At 63.0% G+C, this 15946-nt stretch carries 17 protein-coding genes; 10 read left to right on the top strand and 7 right to left on the bottom strand.

From position 1 onward, the window contains the following. Positions 1-11: 11 nt before the first annotated feature. The 5 genes from NUH88_RS14255 to NUH88_RS14235 all read left to right on the top strand — a co-directional run bounded on the left by NUH88_RS14255 (position 12) and on the right by NUH88_RS14235 (position 3809). The gene (locus NUH88_RS14255; RefSeq protein ID WP_257767078.1) at positions 12-344 is read left to right on the top strand and encodes a hypothetical protein; all 333 of its coding nucleotides are present in this window, start codon (positions 12-14) and stop codon (positions 342-344) included. A 55-nt stretch (positions 345-399) separates the two neighbouring features. After that, on the top strand, positions 400-1521 hold the full coding sequence (locus tag NUH88_RS14250; RefSeq protein WP_257767077.1) for an ABC transporter substrate-binding protein: 1122 nt from the start codon (positions 400-402) through the stop codon (positions 1519-1521). A gap of 73 nt (positions 1522-1594) precedes the next feature. Continuing rightward, positions 1595-2656, top strand: a complete 1062-nt coding sequence (locus NUH88_RS14245; protein ID WP_257767076.1) for a FecCD family ABC transporter permease — start codon at positions 1595-1597, stop codon at positions 2654-2656. Beyond that, positions 2656-3411: an ABC transporter ATP-binding protein gene (locus NUH88_RS14240; protein WP_257767075.1), complete on the top strand. Its 756-nt coding sequence runs from the start codon at positions 2656-2658 to the stop codon at positions 3409-3411. Before NUH88_RS14245 ends, NUH88_RS14240 begins: the two co-directional genes overlap by 1 nt. Then, positions 3408-3809: a DUF1636 family protein gene (locus tag NUH88_RS14235; RefSeq protein ID WP_257767074.1), complete on the top strand. Its 402-nt coding sequence runs from the start codon at positions 3408-3410 to the stop codon at positions 3807-3809. Before NUH88_RS14240 ends, NUH88_RS14235 begins: the two co-directional genes overlap by 4 nt. A 4-nt stretch (positions 3810-3813) precedes the next feature. Here the strand turns inward: NUH88_RS14235 and NUH88_RS14230 are convergent, their stop codons facing one another. Then, positions 3814-4230, bottom strand: a complete 417-nt coding sequence (locus NUH88_RS14230; RefSeq protein WP_257767073.1) for a response regulator — start codon at positions 4228-4230, stop codon at positions 3814-3816. After that, the gene (locus NUH88_RS14225; RefSeq protein WP_257767072.1) at positions 4227-7304 is read right to left on the bottom strand and encodes a hybrid sensor histidine kinase/response regulator; all 3078 of its coding nucleotides are present in this window, start codon (positions 7302-7304) and stop codon (positions 4227-4229) included. The genes NUH88_RS14230 and NUH88_RS14225 overlap by 4 nt, the downstream gene beginning before the upstream one ends. 226 nt (positions 7305-7530) lie before the next feature. On the opposite strand from NUH88_RS14225, the gene NUH88_RS14220 reads away from it, so the two are divergent. The 3 genes from NUH88_RS14220 to NUH88_RS14210 are packed head-to-tail and all read left to right on the top strand — an operon-like array spanning position 7531 to position 9379. Further along, a complete protein-coding gene (locus tag NUH88_RS14220; protein WP_308220063.1) occupies positions 7531-8205 on the top strand; it encodes an energy-coupling factor ABC transporter ATP-binding protein in 675 nt (224 codons plus the stop codon). Continuing rightward, entirely contained in the window at positions 8202-8801 is a 600-nt protein-coding gene (locus tag NUH88_RS14215) for an energy-coupling factor transporter transmembrane component T family protein (RefSeq protein ID WP_257767071.1), read from the top strand. The genes NUH88_RS14220 and NUH88_RS14215 overlap by 4 nt, the downstream gene beginning before the upstream one ends. 26 nt (positions 8802-8827) lie before the next feature. Next, positions 8828-9379 (top strand): biotin transporter BioY, encoded by a 552-nt coding sequence (locus tag NUH88_RS14210; RefSeq protein ID WP_257767070.1) that lies wholly within the window; start codon positions 8828-8830, stop codon positions 9377-9379. A 12-nt stretch (positions 9380-9391) separates the two neighbouring features. Here NUH88_RS14210 and NUH88_RS14205 read toward each other — a convergent pair whose 3' ends face one another. After that, positions 9392-11293 (bottom strand): ABC transporter substrate-binding protein, encoded by a 1902-nt coding sequence (locus tag NUH88_RS14205; RefSeq protein WP_257767069.1) that lies wholly within the window; start codon positions 11291-11293, stop codon positions 9392-9394. 238 nt (positions 11294-11531) lie between these two features. Between NUH88_RS14205 and NUH88_RS14200 the strand changes: the two genes are divergently transcribed. After that, positions 11532-11765: a hypothetical protein gene (locus NUH88_RS14200; RefSeq protein ID WP_257767068.1), complete on the top strand. Its 234-nt coding sequence runs from the start codon at positions 11532-11534 to the stop codon at positions 11763-11765. Positions 11766-11781: 16 nt separating this feature from the next. Beyond that, a complete protein-coding gene (locus NUH88_RS14195) occupies positions 11782-12042 on the top strand; it encodes a hypothetical protein (RefSeq protein ID WP_257767067.1) in 261 nt (86 codons plus the stop codon). Here NUH88_RS14195 and NUH88_RS14190 read toward each other — a convergent pair. The 4 genes from NUH88_RS14190 to NUH88_RS14175 all read right to left on the bottom strand — a co-directional run bounded on the left by NUH88_RS14190 (position 12039) and on the right by NUH88_RS14175 (position 15940). Further along, positions 12039-13331, bottom strand: coding sequence for a hypothetical protein (locus NUH88_RS14190; protein WP_257767066.1), 1293 nt, complete (start codon positions 13329-13331; stop codon positions 12039-12041). The genes NUH88_RS14195 and NUH88_RS14190 overlap by 4 nt on opposite strands. A 93-nt stretch (positions 13332-13424) precedes the next feature. Then, positions 13425-13715, bottom strand: a complete 291-nt coding sequence (locus tag NUH88_RS14185; protein ID WP_257767065.1) for a hypothetical protein — start codon at positions 13713-13715, stop codon at positions 13425-13427. Between the two features lie 100 nt (positions 13716-13815). Then, positions 13816-14793, bottom strand: coding sequence for a PLP-dependent transferase (locus tag NUH88_RS14180; protein WP_257767064.1), 978 nt, complete (start codon positions 14791-14793; stop codon positions 13816-13818). Positions 14794-14797: 4 nt separating this feature from the next. Further along, positions 14798-15940, bottom strand: a complete 1143-nt coding sequence (locus NUH88_RS14175) for a hypothetical protein (protein ID WP_257767063.1) — start codon at positions 15938-15940, stop codon at positions 14798-14800. Positions 15941-15946 lie beyond the last annotated feature (6 nt).

The raw sequence follows: 15946 nt of genomic DNA, 5'->3' as shown, positions 1-15946 counted from the left end.
CGCAGTTTGCGATGACCGGAATTCTCAGCGGCCCGTCCACCGATGCCTTGCGTGCACTCGGGACTGGTAATGCGAGCCAGATCGTCTCGCTCTGTACGCCGGACGGCTTTCGCCTTGTCGCACTCGGCGAGAACGGACAGCCGGTCGAAACTCCCGCCGGAACCGAGCGCTGCGACTGGTGCCAGTCTTTCGGCGCGAGCCTTCTCCCGGTCCCGCCGTCGGACGGGTCCTGCACGCGGTACGATACCGGTCACACGCTCCGCACGTCTCTCGATGAACAGACGGTTCGCGGGAACGCCGCCTCCGGCTCCTATGTCACCCGGGCACCGCCTTTCGAGATCTGATTGCACCAATCCGTGCCTCAGGCACGCCAATCGGATTTCTTGAAAGGACTGTCTTATGTTCCGTCTATCGCGCATGGGCGCGACGGCTGTCGCCGTCGCCGCGCTTCTTCTCGTCGCCTTGTCTCCTGCTTCCGGCCGCGCCGCCGAAACGATCACAGTGACCGACACGCTCGGCCGCGAGGTCGCGGTCCCGCACGGGGCGAAACGTGTACTTCTCGGTTTCTATTTCGAGGATTTTTACGCCATCGTCGGGCCCGATGCCTATAGCCGCGTGGTCGCGATCTCCCGCGATGCCTGGGAAGGTTGGCGCAATTCCCAGTGGAAGGCCTATACGGCGATCGACCCGCGGCTGGAGAAACTGACCGATATCGGCGAAGTCGATGCGGGAACCTTCAATATCGAAGCCGCACTGGTTTCGAAGCCGGACGTCGCAATCCTCGCCGCGTGGCAGTACCGCATGCTCGGCAATGCCGTACAGAAACTTGAGAAGGCGGGCATCCCGGTCGTTGTCGCCGACTACAATGCGCAGACGCTCGAGAAACATCTCGTCAGCACCCGTCTGATCGGCCGGGTCATGGCGACTGAGGAGCGGGCGACCGCCCTCGCCGCGCAATATGAGAATGCGGTGCGGGATGTGCTGGACCGGGTCGGATCGGCCAAGGGCGGCGCGAAGAAGGTCTATGTAGAACTCGGGAACTCCGGCCCGGACAAATACGGCAACAGCTATGCCGGTCATATGTGGGGCCGCGTGATCGGCATGGCTGGCGGAACGAACATCGCCGACGGGAAGATCACCACCTCTTCCCCGCTCAACCCGGAATATGTCCTCGCCTCGAAGCCGGAAATCGTGCTCTTCGCCGGATCGGATTGGCGTGGACGAGATCAGGCGATCCTGCTTGGCTTCGACCATTCGGAAACCCTCACGCGGGAACGGGTCGCCCCCTTCAAGGCACGGCCCGGCTGGAGCAAGCTGCCCGCGGTCGAGACCGGCGACGTCTATGTCGTCTATCACGGCGGCGCGCGGACCCTCTACGATTTCGCCTTCCTCCAGTTCATCGCCAAAGCGATCCACCCCGAGGCATTCGCGGATATCGATCCGGTCGAAAACCATCGCAGGTTCTACGAGGAATGGCTCCCGATCGAAGCCAACGGCACCTTCATGATGCGGGCCGACTGAGCCCTCTCCTCATGCCGGGACGGGTTCTGCCGTCCCGGCATGACTTGCTTGCTGGCAGGAAAGGTATTTTTCCATGGCAATCGCAACGCATCCGCACATGGCGGAGCGGGACGGATATACCCGTCTGATGTTCCGCCGCGTGGCGGTGACCCTCGGCGCGCTCCTCGGCCTGACGGCCGGCACCGTGATCGACATCCTCGTCGGCCCGTCTTTTCTGGCGGTCGGCGACGTACTGGCCGCCCTTGTCAACGCGGACGGCAGGGCTGACACGATGGCCGGCGTGATCGTGCACGACATAAGACTCCCGATGACACTTACCGGGATCGTCGTCGGCGCATCGCTCGGCGTCGGCGGGGCACTGATGCAGACGATCCTCGGCAACCCGCTCGCGAGTCCCTACACGCTGGGCTTTTCCGCCGCTGCGGGCTTTGGAGCCGCCTTGGCGATCCTGACGGGGTTCACCCTGCCAGTCCTGCCCGCTTTCTCGGTGCCGGTAGCGGCATTCGCGGCCGCGACCCTGTCCGCGATGCTGGTGCTCGGGCTGGCGCGGGTTAAAGGATTGAAAGCTGAAACGATGATCCTGGCGGGCATCGCCACACTGTTCCTGTTCCAGTCGCTGCAGTCCCTGGTTCAGTACATGGCGGCGCCGGAAGTGCTTCAGGAGATCGTGTTCTGGACCTTCGGCAGCCTTCTGAAGGCGGACTGGACGAGCGTCTGGGTGTCCGGAGCCATTCTTGCCGCCGGATTGTGCCTGCTGCTGCCGGATATCTGGCGGTTGACCGCGCTCCGTCTCGGCGACCAGAGAGCAACCAGTCTCGGCGTCAACACGGAGCGGTTACGGCTGCGCAGTTTCGCGATCGTGTCCCTGCTGACCGCCGGCGCAGTCTCGTTCGTGGGGACCGTCGGTTTCATCGGGCTGGTCGCCCCACACGTCGCCCGGATGCTCGTCGGCGAGGACCAGCGTGCGCTACTGCCCCTTTCCGCCATCGTCGGCGCCGCGCTCATGATCGGCGCCTCGATCGCCTCCAAACTCATCGCCCCCGGCGCGGTGGTGCCGATCGGAATCGTCACCGCCGTCGTCGGCGTACCGTTTCTGCTTGGAATCATCGTCACCCAGCGGAGGACCTTCTGGTGATGCTCACCGTCGATAATCTGTCGGTCGCCTACGGGCGCAATACCGTACTCCAGGATGTGACCTTCCATCTCCCGTCCGGCTCCCCCGGAGCCCTGATCGGTCCTAACGGCACCGGAAAGTCGAGCCTGTTGAGAGCCATCGCGGGACTACAGCGCCATGGGGGCACGATCGCGCTCGCCGGCGACGCGGCCCCGGCGGGGCGGATCGCCTACATGCCTCAGGATACGGCGGCTGCGTCGTCCCTGACAGCGCTCGAAGTCACCCTGCTCGGAAGGTTGGGCAAACTCGGCCTCAGGGTCGCCCGCAGCGACATCGAAGCATCCCGCGACGTCCTTCATCTGTTCGGTTTGACGGACAAGCAGGATGTCGCCATCTCTGCCTTGAGCGGCGGACAGCGTCAGATGGTGTATCTCGCGCAAGCTTTGGTGCGCTCCCCGGACGTTTTGCTTCTGGACGAGCCGACCGCGGCTCTCGACTTGCGCCATCAGCTGCTGGTGCTCGATACCGTTGCCGACCTCTGCCGCGAGCGGAACATCGTGGTTCTGGCGGCCATGCACGACCTGACGCTGGCAGGGCGTTTCGCCGAGCGAATGATCGGTCTCGGCGACGGCCGGATCGTCGCCGAGGGAACGCCGGAACACGTGATGACGCCGGACAGTCTCGCGGACCTGTACCGGGTCACCGCGGAAGTTTCCCGCACTTCGTCGGGTAGGCTCGCCATCGTCCCGACGGGCCTCGCGGGACCGGTGCAATGAGCGCCGCGCCGGCCGAAATCCAGATCTGCATCGAGTGCACGCATCCTCATGCCGGCAAGCGCACAGCCGTCACCGCAGGCCAGAGACTGCTAGCGGCGACGCACGACCTTCTGGTTGCACATCCAAATGCGCCAGAGGCCGTCGTGCGACCGGTCGCATGCCTTGGAAATTGCCGGAAACGCTGCCGTGCATCGATCCTTGGACCGGGACGGTGGTCGTGGAGCTTCGGCGGCCTCACGCCGGAACGCGGCCCGGCATTCCTGATAGACACGCTCGCGGCCTGGCATGCCGCGAAGTCCGGTCTGATCCCGAAACCCGCACGCAGCAGGGAACTTATCAGCAAGACTCTCGGAAGGACCGCGCCCCTGTTGCCGTCACCTCGGAAAGCGCAGGATTGAGCGGTCACCCCTCCGCACGCGCCTTGTGTTCCGCCAGCACCGTGTCGATCTTGGTTTTCAATTGAGTCAACGAGACCGGCTTCGCGATATAGCCGTCGACGCGCAGTTCCTTGGCCTTCATCACGGTATCGATGTCGGCATCGGCGGTCAGAAAAATCACCGGCAAATTCGCCACATCGGATTTCTTCAAATTGCGGATCGTCGAAAGAAATTTGAGACCGCCCATCGGCTCCATGTGCACATCGCAGATAATCAGGTCGGGATTGACCCTCAAAAGTTCCTTCATGCCGTCAATGCCGTCGCTCACCTCGTAGATCGTGTCGAAGCCAATTTCCCTGAGCAGCCGGACGACGATCCTGCGAATATGGAGCTCATCCTCCAAGACCAGCACCCGCATCATTTCATAGTTCGAACCACTCATGCCTCCTGCCCCCGGACTGCGAATATCTTCTCCGTGGTCTCGTCGAACTCGACGAGGGTCGGTTGAAGGATCTCGACCATGATGGACGCCATCGCATCATCGTCCTGATCCAGCGCCGATTGCAGGTCACCCGCGATCCGCCCAAGTCTCAGCGCGCCGACTGAAAGCGCAGCGCCTTTCAGAGAGTGTGCGGCGCTCCGGGCCGATTTTCGATCTTCATTCGCGAGCGCGTGGGCTATCTCTTCGATCCGGGTGCCCCAGACCGCGCGGGCAGACCTTACGAATTCTTTTGCCTCGTCATTCAGCCCGCCAAAGGCCTCTTCCATCGACGAGGGGTCGAAGATCTCCCGGTCCCACTTTTCGGCGGTATTCGCCCCGGTTTCAGCAGCGGTGTTGGCAGGCCGCCGGAGATTCTGTGCTTGCGGCAGATATTCCGCGAGCACCGAACCGAGCGCCAGACTATCGATCGGCTTGGTAAGACAGCCGTCCATTCCGGCTGCATTGCATTCTAACTCCGTCTCCGACATCGCGTCCGCAGTGAGCGCGATGATAGGCAGGCGAGTGTCAGCTTCCTCTCTGCGCACCGTACGCGCAAGCTCGAAACCGTCCATTTCGGGCATGTTGATATCTGTCAGCAGAAGTCCGTGCCCTCCCCGTGCCAATGCATCGAGGGCCGCCAGACCGTCCGGCGTGACTTCCACCGCATATCCCATCCGTGACAACATTTTTCGGATTACGGTCTGATTCGTCTGATTGTCCTCTGCGACGAGCACCAGCGCCGAGACGGCACGGGCTTCTTCCGCCGAGGGGGGAGCAAAGGCAAGATCCGGACGCCGTTCACCATCTCCCTCGTCGCTCCGTTTCAATCCAAGCGAAACGGCAATAGCATCCCAGAGCTTCGGCCGAGTGAGCGGCATGGAAATCCGGAAAACGACACGCTTCTGGATGTCCGACGGCAGAGTCGCCAATTGTTCGCGGCCCCCGTAGAGAGCCAATTTGCCATCCGCTCTGCAAAGACGTTCGGCATCCTCGGGCGCCGCGAATGTACCGGATATCACGAGGTCTCCCGGCGCGGGATCGCGCCCTACTTCCCCGCGCATCGCCAAATCGGTCACGCCGCCGGCCTGCAGGTACCGCGCCGCGACTTCGGCTTCGGACGGATCCAAGCCAACCACGACGACACGGGCCGGCGACAAGTCAAATTCCGGCTTCGGAACCCCGCTCTCCATCACCTTCATCGGCAGCTCGAACCAGAAAGTCGCACCCTCGCCGATACGACTTTCAACTCCAATCCGGCCATCCATGAGTTCACACAGCCGCCGGCAGATCGAAAGGCCAAGCCCCGTGCCGCCGAACTTCCGAGCAGTGGACTGATCAGCTTGGACAAATGGCTGGAACAACAGACCGCGCTGCTCGTCCGTCAGACCTATCCCGGTATCGGAGATCTCGAAACGCAGCCAGTCGGCGCCTCGGGTCGGGAGCGCCCGCACGCGGATCCGGACCTCGCCGCGCTCGGTGAATTTCACGGCATTGCCGCCGAGATTGAGCAAAATCTGGCGCAGCCGGGTCGGGTCTCCCAACCGCTTGTCGGCCAGGTCTGTCTGGATGTCGACGATGAGGGAGAGACCTTTCTCCTCCGCCCGAGGTGCGATGATCTCCGCCGCGCCGTCGACGCAATCCATCAAGGAAAGCTCGACATTTTCTACATCGAGCTTTCCCGCCTCTATCTTCGAGAAGTCGAGGATGTCGTCGATGATCGTGAGCAACGCGCTTGCCGACTGCCGAATGACCCGGGCCATGCTGCTCTGCTCGGCATCGAGCTTGCTGACAGAAAGCAGCTCAGCCATCGACATCACGCCGTTCATCGGCGTCCGGATCTCATGGCTCATCGTCGCAAGAAAAGCCGACTTCGCACGCGTGGCCGCTTCCGCCGTATCGCGCGCCTCGACCAGATCCGCCTCGGCCTTGACCCGCGCCGCCACCTCCACTCCAAGTTTCACGACATAGAAGGATACCGTGCCGAAGGCGACGATCGCGATGAACAGCAAGGCCACGTTGCGGAGCAATGTCCGGTCTGCCTCGGTCAGGATGGTATCCATATCCTGCGCCAGATAGATGCTGATCGGCATCGCGAGATTAGGGTCGAGCACCGATTTGGTTGCGAGATATGCCCCCTCCTTCGTGTCGACGACCCGTACGGCTCCGCTCCGCTTCACCGAGTCGATCAGGATGCTCTCGACCGACTCTTCCGCCCGGTAGCGCGACAGGAAGGCCTCGACATCCTCGCGTTCGGACGGGCGCGCCCGCACCAGGTCCGGATGGGCCAGCATCCGCCCCGCAAGGTCGGTGGCGAAAACCAGGTCGTCGAACCTCGTCAGGGTATTCGCGGCGTCGAGAAGGGTCAGCGACAGGGATGCGAGCGAAAGATCGACCCCGAGAACGCCCCAAAGTGTTCCGTCCTCCCGGTAAATGCTGTGCGCATAGGTGACGCCGAGCGACCCGCTCGAAGCGAACACATAGGGCTTCGTCCAGACGGGATGCTTGGTTACAGCGGCCGCCTTGAACCATGGCCGCTCGCGCGGATCGTACGGCGCGGCCTCAATCTGTTTCTCAGCCCAGAGCCCCGGCCCGTCGCCCGGCTGGAGCCAGCGCCCCTCGGGCCGCGAATCGGGATCGTCGATTACCCTGCGCGTGAGACCGCCGGCGAAACCGCTCTTGCTGGACGGGACAAGGTCCTGAACATGGAGGAAGCGCCCGTCGGGAAAGCCGAGGAAAATCCCGTTGATCTGCCGTGTGCGCCGGACCGGTCCGGTTGCGATGGCAAAAAAGAGATCCCTTGCCTCTTCTTCTGAGCGCTCGGACAACCGTGCATCAGTAACGGCCTCGTAAACCGCAGGCCCCGGTTCGAACAGACGGTTCAGTTCCCGCGTGAAGGACTCCCGCGCCACGTCAAGCTGGGATCGGCCCTCGGCAACGAGCTCGCCATATTGCTTCTGATAAACCCAGTAAGAGATGCCCGAGCCGACTGCCAGAATCAGCAGGAACGCAAGGAGCGTGACGGAGGTCCGTTTCATGACAGTACCGGCGGCGTTTTGGGGCTCGCCCCCTTTAGGTTCGATTTTTTCCCATGATGCATGGAAAGGCGCGTCTGAGAATCCCTTTTGTTGCAATGCTGCACTTTGACGCGAGTACAGGTCCGTTCGTCAACCGCAGGATAGAGTGCCCGGCCGCCACGATCAGGATTTGCCTTGCCGTACCCTTCCCGTCTGAGGCAGAAGGCGCGCAGGAAGGACGGGCCGCTTGATCGTTTTCGAAAATGCATGTGTCGAAGTTCCCGGACGCACAATTCTCAGGGATATATCTCTCTCCCTGAGCGAACGGCGTATCGCAATCATCGGGGCCAATGGTTCCGGGAAATCGACTTTCGCACGGCTCCTGAACGGTCTCGCCAAGCCGAGTTCTGGCCGCGTCCTCATAGACGGAATAGATACGGCAAAGGCCCCGCGCGGCGTAAGAGCGCTTGTCGGCTTCCTCTTCCAGGACCCGGACGACCAGATCGTCATGCCGCTGGTCGAGGAGGATCTCCGCTTCAGCCTGAAGGCGCTGAAACTGGACAAGGACGGAGAAGACGCCGCGATCGAACGGATCCTCTCCCGCTTCGGCCTTAAAGACCTGCGTCAGCAGCCCGCGCATTACCTCAGCGGCGGCGAGAAACAGTTGCTGGCGCTCGCCAACATCCTGCTCCGCGCGCCGCGCTATCTGGTGCTCGACGAGCCGACGACCCTGCTCGACCTCCGGAACCGGCGCCGGATTCTGGATGCGATGGACGGCCTGGAGGAAACCGTCATATGCGTGACCCACGATCTTGAAATCGCCGCGGGCTTCGAGCGGGTTCTTCTCCTGGACTCCGGACGGGTGCTGGCGGACGGCGCGCCGGCCGACGTGATCGCCCGCTATAGAAGCCTCGCCGGATGAACCTGACACTCTATCAACCTGGAAACTCGCCGCTGCACCGGATGCCTGCCGGTGCAAAGCTCGCAACCTTGTTCGCAATCGGCATTGCCGTCTTGCTGACGGACGACCCGTCGCATCTCGCCATCGGGCTGGCATTGGTTCTGACCGGGTTCCCGGCGGCCCGACTCCCTCTCAAACCGGTGCTGCGGCAAGCGGTTCCACTCTTCGCGGTTCTGGCCCTCTTCTTCGCCGCACACGCCGTTTTCACATCCGTCGAGACCGGTACGCTCCTGGCATTGCGCTTCGCGACAATCGTCGCCGCGGGACTGCTGCTGACGCTTACGACGACGGTTTCCGGTATGATGGCGGTGCTGGAGAAAGGCCTCGGCCCGCTGGCGGTCTTCGGCTTCAATCCGGCGAAGATCAGTCTTGTCTTTGCCCTGACAATCCGCTTCATTCCCGTCCTTGCCGACACATGGATGTCGGTGCGCGCCGCGCAGCAGGCGCGCGGGCTCGGCGGCAATCCGCTGGCCCTCCTGATCCCGGTGACGATCCAGACCCTGCGCCGCGCAGACCGGATCGCCGAGGCCATCGAGGCCCGCGGGATCGACCTGTAACCGGACGATTTGGAAAGCCCACGTTCATGTCTACACGCGACCTTGTCCTGATCGCGCTTCTCGCCGCCATCACCGCGGTGCTCGGCCTGTTCCCCGCCCTGACCCTGCCGCTGACCGGCGTTCCGGTGACGGCGCAGACGCTCGGCGTCATGCTGGCCGGCTCATTGCTCGGCGCCCGCCGTGGCGGGCTCGCACTCGTCGTCTTTCTGGTACTGGTGGCGCTTGGACTGCCGTTGCTTGCCGGAGGACGCGGCGGCGCGGCGGTTTTCGCAGGCGTCACCGCCGGCTTCCTCTTCTCCTGGCCAGTCGCCGCCTTCGCGATCGGCTGGATGACAGAGAAAAGCTGGTCACGCTACGACCTGAAGCACGCCATCCTTATCAACGTGGCGGGCGGCATCCTCGTCGTCTATGCGGGCGGCCTTGCCTGGATGTCCGCGGTCGCCGGCATTCCGCTCGACAAGGCGCTCTTTGGCTCGTTGCCCTTCATTCCGGGCGACGCACTAAAGGTCGCCGCGGCCTCCGCCGTCGCGGTCACGCTGAAGCGCTACCATCAACACCCGCTCGGGCAGACCGTGTGAGCCGGTCAGGGTCTATCTGTCGAACCAGAAGATGTCCGGCGCATAAACTCCGAAGAAGGCGCCGGGATGCCAGTTGTAGACGGCTTGCTTCGGAACGTTGACCAGTCCGTCGCCGACCACGACGGGCTGCCCCGAGGCGGATACGGTGCCGATCGAATAGACCTGATCCGCACGGATCGAGAGGATCTCGTCCCAGGCCGCGCGCCGGGCCGCATCGCTGCCGGCGGCGCGCCACAGCTTGTAGAGCTCGGCGAGCCGGCGCACCTCGGGCAGATCCGGCTCTGTGCCCATATGGCCGCCGGATTCGTAATAGGCGCCCCATGACGGCCACTGGAAATCGTACTGGCTGTAGGGCACCAGGTCCTTCGGGCTGGTCTCCCGTGTCGCGACGGCGTTCGGCAGCCCGGTCCAGACCGCCAGAACGGACTCTCCGGACGCTATCCGCTTGCGCAGAAGCTCGCGCTGCATCGGCTTGATGATGAGCTTGACCCCGATGCGCTCCCAGCTGTCCTTGACCAGCAGCAGGGTATCGACCTGCGCACCCTGTTCCCCCGCCGTCTCGGCGATCACCGTCAGCGGGCGACCGTCCGGCAGGCGCCGGAGACCGTCCGCGCCCCGGGTGAGCCCGGCGGCGTCGAGCAATTGCTCCGCCTGTCCGGGATCGAAACCGGACCAGGCCGATGCCAGCTCCGGCCGGTAGAGTGGACTGTCGGCGGAAACCGTGTCCGCGCCCTCCTTGGCGAGCCCGAAATAGAGCACCTGATTGATCTCATGCCGGTTCACCGCGAGGCTCATCGCCCGCCGGAAACGCACGTCGCGGATCACATTGGCCCAGACCGGATCCGACACATTGAAGTTGAAGAAGAGCGCGACTTCCGAGCCGAGCGCCGAGGTCCAGAGATAGGTGCGGTAACCGCTGCGCTCCTCTGCCTCGCGAAGGAACACGTAATCCTTCAACGAAAGACCACGCGACTGGAGGTTGCTCTCGCCCGCACCCGTCTTGACCGGAATCAGCCCGCCCGCCGTGACGGTCAGGATCAGCTCGTCCGCATAAGGCAGCTGGCGGCCCTCAGGGTCAACCCGATGGTAATACGGGTTTCGCCGGGCCACGAACCGGGTATTCGGCGGGCGCGTCCCGTTCACCCAGGGCTGCAGCGACGGCAGGTCCGGATCGTTGGCGAAATAGAGATTGTCGACGGCATCGAACAACTCCGCCCAGGTGCGATATCCCGCCGCTTCCACTTTCCGCGGCAGCACATCCGGGTCGGCGTAGGCTTCATGGAACTGTTTCAGGTAATGCGCGGGCGCGTAGATATAGAGCGGCGATGCGCCCGCCAGGCGCGCCAGGAAATCGGGATTCGGCGCGTCCCATTCATAACGGACGGTCTCCGCGTCGAGCACAGAGAAACGCGGCGGCTTGCCGTCGACAAGCATGGTACTGGGAGGGCCCGCCGGACGGAGTTTTTCGTTCGTCGCCACATCCTCCCACCAGAACCGGAAGTCCTCGGCGGTGAACGGTTGCCCGTCCGACCAGCGATGTCCCTTGCGCAGGCGAAAGGTGAAGACGCGTCCGTCCTCGACCTCATAGCTCTCAAGGATATCCGCGACGAGACGGAATTCACTGTCGAAGCCGACCAGACGCGCATAGCCATAGACGGTCAGCAGTTTGACGTCTTTCTCCTTCCGGATCAGGGACTCGATCCGGCCACCATGCCGGCCGATGCGAAGACCGGGCGCGGAGAAATCCATTACCCTGGGATGCTCCGGAACGCGCTCCGAGGCCGGCGGCAGCGTCCCGTTGGCAACCAGCGGCTCCAGAATGGGCGGATTGACGATCTCAAGTGCCCGAGACTCGTTCTGCACGCCCGTCGCAACCAACAGCGCTGCCATCGCGCCCCAGGTGAAGGACTTCATGATGGGCCTCCAATTTCCTGCTCAAACAGGATCGAGAGAGGCGCAATTCTAACACGGCACCCATGCCCGAAGTAGCGCCCCGAAATTGCACGCAACACTGGATCGTGGGCCCGGCGGAGCTAACTGATTGGTAGCAGCCACTTCAAGAGACCGGTATATGACGATGAAGCAAAAATTTTGGAGGTCTGGCGCATTCGCCGCGGCAGCCCTTCTGGTCGCGCTTTCCGCGGAGACGGCCTTGGCACAATGCGAAACGCAGATAGCCGAGGCATTGGAAAGTGCCAAAATCCCGCAGAGCGACGTCAAATCCGTTACGGTCAGCGCCGAGCGGGCCGGCGGCGATTCTCCGCGCGTCGACGGATATACCGCCTGGATCACGCGTCAGAGCTGCTCCGGCAATTTCGTCGTCAATCTGAGCACCAGTTGCCGGGTGAAGAACACCTACGCGACCGGTGACTGCAAAGGCGAATAGCCTGGGAGAAAAACATATGAGATCGATCAGCGCTCTTGTCGCAACTGCCATCGTTGCCGGAACGATCGGGTTCTATGCGGGCTCCGCTGCCCGGACTCATGCCGCGGCTCCCGCTGAAACGACGCCGCTGGAGGAACTGGAAGCCGGTTTCATGGCCACGGTGATGGCCCTCTCCAGCCTCGCGGTCGATACCGAAATCAACGCCCGCGGAATTGCGGAGATGGAGGGACGTCTGGCCCGGATGGAGCGGATGCTTGCATCCGGCACCTCGCGCTAAAAGGCCTGTTCGGGAGATTTGTACAGTTTGCGGAGGGCGGCCTTCGCCATCGGCGCGTCGCTATCGAGTTCTTCGAGCCGCGCGATGATCCTGGCCCGCGTGCGCGTCCGGGCCTCGAATTTCCACTTCTCCGCCCAGAAGCGTTTCTCGGGATCGAGATAGCCCGCAGCATCCAGCAGGGAGACACCGAAATAGTAGGCCTCCGCCACGCTGTTATAGGGCGCTGGGTCGAAGCTGCCGTCCTGCTGGAGCGCAATGCGCAGGGCGCGGGAGAGGATGATGACAATCTCGGCCCTGGCGCGCGCCCGCTGATAGGCATCCAGATCTGGCCAGACCAGCTCGATGATCCGGACGACGTCGTAGGTATGGTGGGTGTTCTGTGTGCCCCGATCCTGCCAGCCGTATGGATAGGGCCGCTCCCGCGTGAGGAACAGCGTCTCGATCAGCTTCTCACGCCGCGGCACGTCGCCCGAGCGGTAGCTGACGATGTGAAAGGTGATGCTGAGATCCTCCGTCTTGACGATCCGGCCATCGTCCGCCTCGTACCAGGCGCCCCAGTAGCCCGTCTCGGGGTCCTGCCATTCCTCGTCCATCACCTCGATCAAGGCCGCGCCGAGCGCCGCGCGCGGCACGATTTCGGAGACGACATCCTCGAACAGAGGCAGCCAGAGCAGTTGACCGAGGCCGGTGACGGTGAGGTTCAGTTCCTTGCGGTTGTTCCTGCCATCCTTGGCCGGGCGCGAGACAATCAGCCCTCGGAGCCGCGCTGCTATCAGCTCAGGGGTTTCGACTTCCTTCAGGAAATGCAGGGGATACTCGGGCCGCTCCCCTGAGAGCAGCACTTCCCGGAGCGGATCGACACTGTTCCAGGCGCGGAAGAACCAGGGCTCATAGCATCCGCCCCAGGACCCGTCTTCGGCGGACTGTTTCCTCGCGGCGCTCTGGTCGCGATAGTCCGGGGCGAGGCTCCGCTCCAGATCGTCGAGACGCCGTTCGACCGTTTCGCGCTCGGTGGAGTATTTGATCCACCATCCGACCTCATTCAGGATCTGCGTCGAACACGGAAGATCTTCGCCCGCGCGGTTCCGCTCAATCAGCCGGTTGTGCAGAACGTCGTACCGCGCGCCGTATTCGGCGATCATTTCCTTCTTCGCCCGGAATTTGGGGATGTTCTCGTCGACGAAGCGAACCGCGGGGCCGCCGTCCGAAGCGGAAGACAAATCGGGCGCGAGGAAAACAGCCAGCGCCGCTGCCAGCGAAAACACAGCGCAGATCGTCCTGTCGGGCATCTTTGGCCCTCCCGCAGTCAGCTCCCCGCCGGCCCCAAAACAAAAAAGCGGCCGCTTGCGGCCGCTTCTGAACTCACCCGATCACGCCACGACTCACACGGCGATATCGAGGGTCGTTCCCCTGTTCGGGTCACCGGAATTCGGCAACCGGTCGTCCCGCGCCTGCGCAGCGACACCGGGGTTATCATTCTCGCCGCGATTACTCGGTGATTCCTGAACACCGGCCGCCGGTTGGCTGGCCGCCGTATCGAGTTGGGCTGTGTCGACACCGGAATCCTGTTCCGCGGCAGCCTGCTCCTCTGGCGCCGGACGCACGGGTTCCTGGGGCTGAACAAGGCCCCGAAGATCAGATATCGATGCGCTGGTCGCTGGTCCGACAGCCATTTTATTCTCCAACCGAAAAACCGAACCGATCCGGAATTCGACTCCAAAGATAGTTGCAGTCGGTGAAAAATTCAATCACGGACCGCGGAAATCCGGCAAATCAGCCGAACGCGCGGCGGAAATCGTCCAGCAGCTCCGGCGCCTCGCCCGCCGGCACACCGAAACGGACGATCCCGTCCGGGATCCCGAGCGCCAGCCGAATCTCGTCCGGAACCGCCTCATAAGTTCGGCGCGCGTAATGCCAATAGGTTCCGGGACGCCCGGCCGACAAAGCCTGAGTGAACAGGTCGAGACGCGCGAGCGCGGAAGCGACCTCACCCGCCGTTCCTTCGAAAACAACCGAAAGCTCGGCAGCGCCCCGCTCTGGAAAGAGAAGCTCAGAGACGAACGTCTCGCCCGCAAGAAGCTCCGCGAGTTCCCCGGCGCAGGCGGTTCTCGCCGCCATTTCCTCGGGGATACGCTCCAGAGCGTCGAGCAGCGCGGCAGCCTGATCCGGTTCCGGCAATGCATCGTAGGCGCGCTGCAAAAATGCGAAGCGGTCCTCAGCGAAGCCAGGTTCCGCCGCAAACGCGACAAGGCCGCCGCGCGTGCCACCCGCTACGCCGCCCAAGGACAGTCCCGGCGCGGAGGAATAGACGATGTGAACGCCCTGCTCCAGGGGACGCGAACGGACATGGGTCGCAGCGGATACATCGACGGCCGTATAGACATCGCGCTCCCGCGCAAGCCGCGCGACTGCCCGCAGATCCGGATCGGACAGACGCGGGCCGGCCAGCGTTTCGATCCAGAGAAGGCGGGTCTCGCTCGTCAGAGCCTGCTCGACGGCCGCGAGATCCGCCATGTCGACAAAACCGACCCTGAGCCCCGCCGAGCGGCGGCGGATTCCCTCGATCATCCGGTAGGTGTCGGCCTGCAGCCCTTCGGAAACGAGGATATGGGCCCCGCTATCGAGCAGATCGAGCAGTGCGGACACAGCAATCGGCGCCGATGCGAAAGCGTATCCGTTTCCGCCCTCGTGAGCCTCCGCGAATGCGCGCTCGAGCGCGTCGATTTCAGGCGCGCCTGACCGCTCCGGCATCGGCTCAACTGCCGCCGAGAATTCGGTTGCTGGTTCCACCGAGTTCGTAAAGCGGCTCGAAACGCAGGAATCGCATGGAGGAGTCGCCGACATAGGTCCGCCAGACCTCGATGCAGTGATCGATCCGGCTCATGCAATCGCCAAGCTGGTAAAAGCGCTTCGGCGCGGCTTTCAGGAACTTGATGAACGGCTCCGGGCTCTTGTGGTCGCGGAACAGCATCTCGTACGAGTTCCGATACTCCGAAAGCATCAGATGCACCGCCTTCCAGCGCTTCTGATAGTTCTTCCGCCACTGCATCTGCAGGTCGTTCAGCTTCATCTGGGCCATGGGTGGCATCGAGTCGAGCGGCCGGGACTCGCTGTTCAGCCAGTTCGCATAATCCTTCCAGGCTTCCTGCCGGCGGGAGAACACGTAGTCGTAGTAGATGATACCCTTCCAGGCATAGAAGGTGTTGCCGGCATTGTCTTCGCTGATACCCATGGCATCCATCACCGGGCCCAGCGCCTCCATGTCGGTCGCATCCCAGAGCTTGTTGACCAGCGTCTTGAGAAAGACTGCCTTGTTCGCCTCCGTGACATCCTCGAACGCGGTTTCGATGATCGGCTGGAACTGGCGCATCACATGGTCGCGGATCCGGCCGTACTCTGCCTCGGTGATCTCGAAATACCCCGGATGCGGATCGAGCCCTTCCGCCTCCATCCGCTCCCGAAACAGGAACGGATCGACGGAGGGGAGCTGGTCGATGATCTTAAGAACCTTGAGATCGGCCTGCGCATCCTCTGACTCGTCGGAGGCCGACATTCCCGCGTGGAACTGTAGCGCTGTCCTCAGATTGCGATCGTTCAGGAAAATCGACTTTCCGCCCTCAAGATTCGCCTTCTGGTTATAGGAGAAGAAAACCTTGGTCCCGACCGGATAGGACGATGCTTCGCGCTGTTCGTCGTCCGAATAGACTTCTTTCATGAAGATCGCGCTGTTCAGGTCCTGGGTCTTGAACAGGAACTGACCCGGCGCACCGCCCGCAGTTAGAACATTCCGATGCAAGGCGGCACAATTGTACACCCGGGACGAGCCCGCCTGCAGCATGCGGGAAAGCTGTTCGACGGCAAGCCGCTCTATCGAGACTCGTTTACGCGTATGGCCCATGGGCAA

Origin of the sequence: Nisaea acidiphila (assembly GCF_024662015.1) — a bacterium.
GTDB classification, from domain to species: domain Bacteria; phylum Pseudomonadota; class Alphaproteobacteria; order Thalassobaculales; family Thalassobaculaceae; genus Nisaea; species Nisaea acidiphila.
This window is presented reverse-complemented; position numbering and strand designations above follow the sequence as displayed.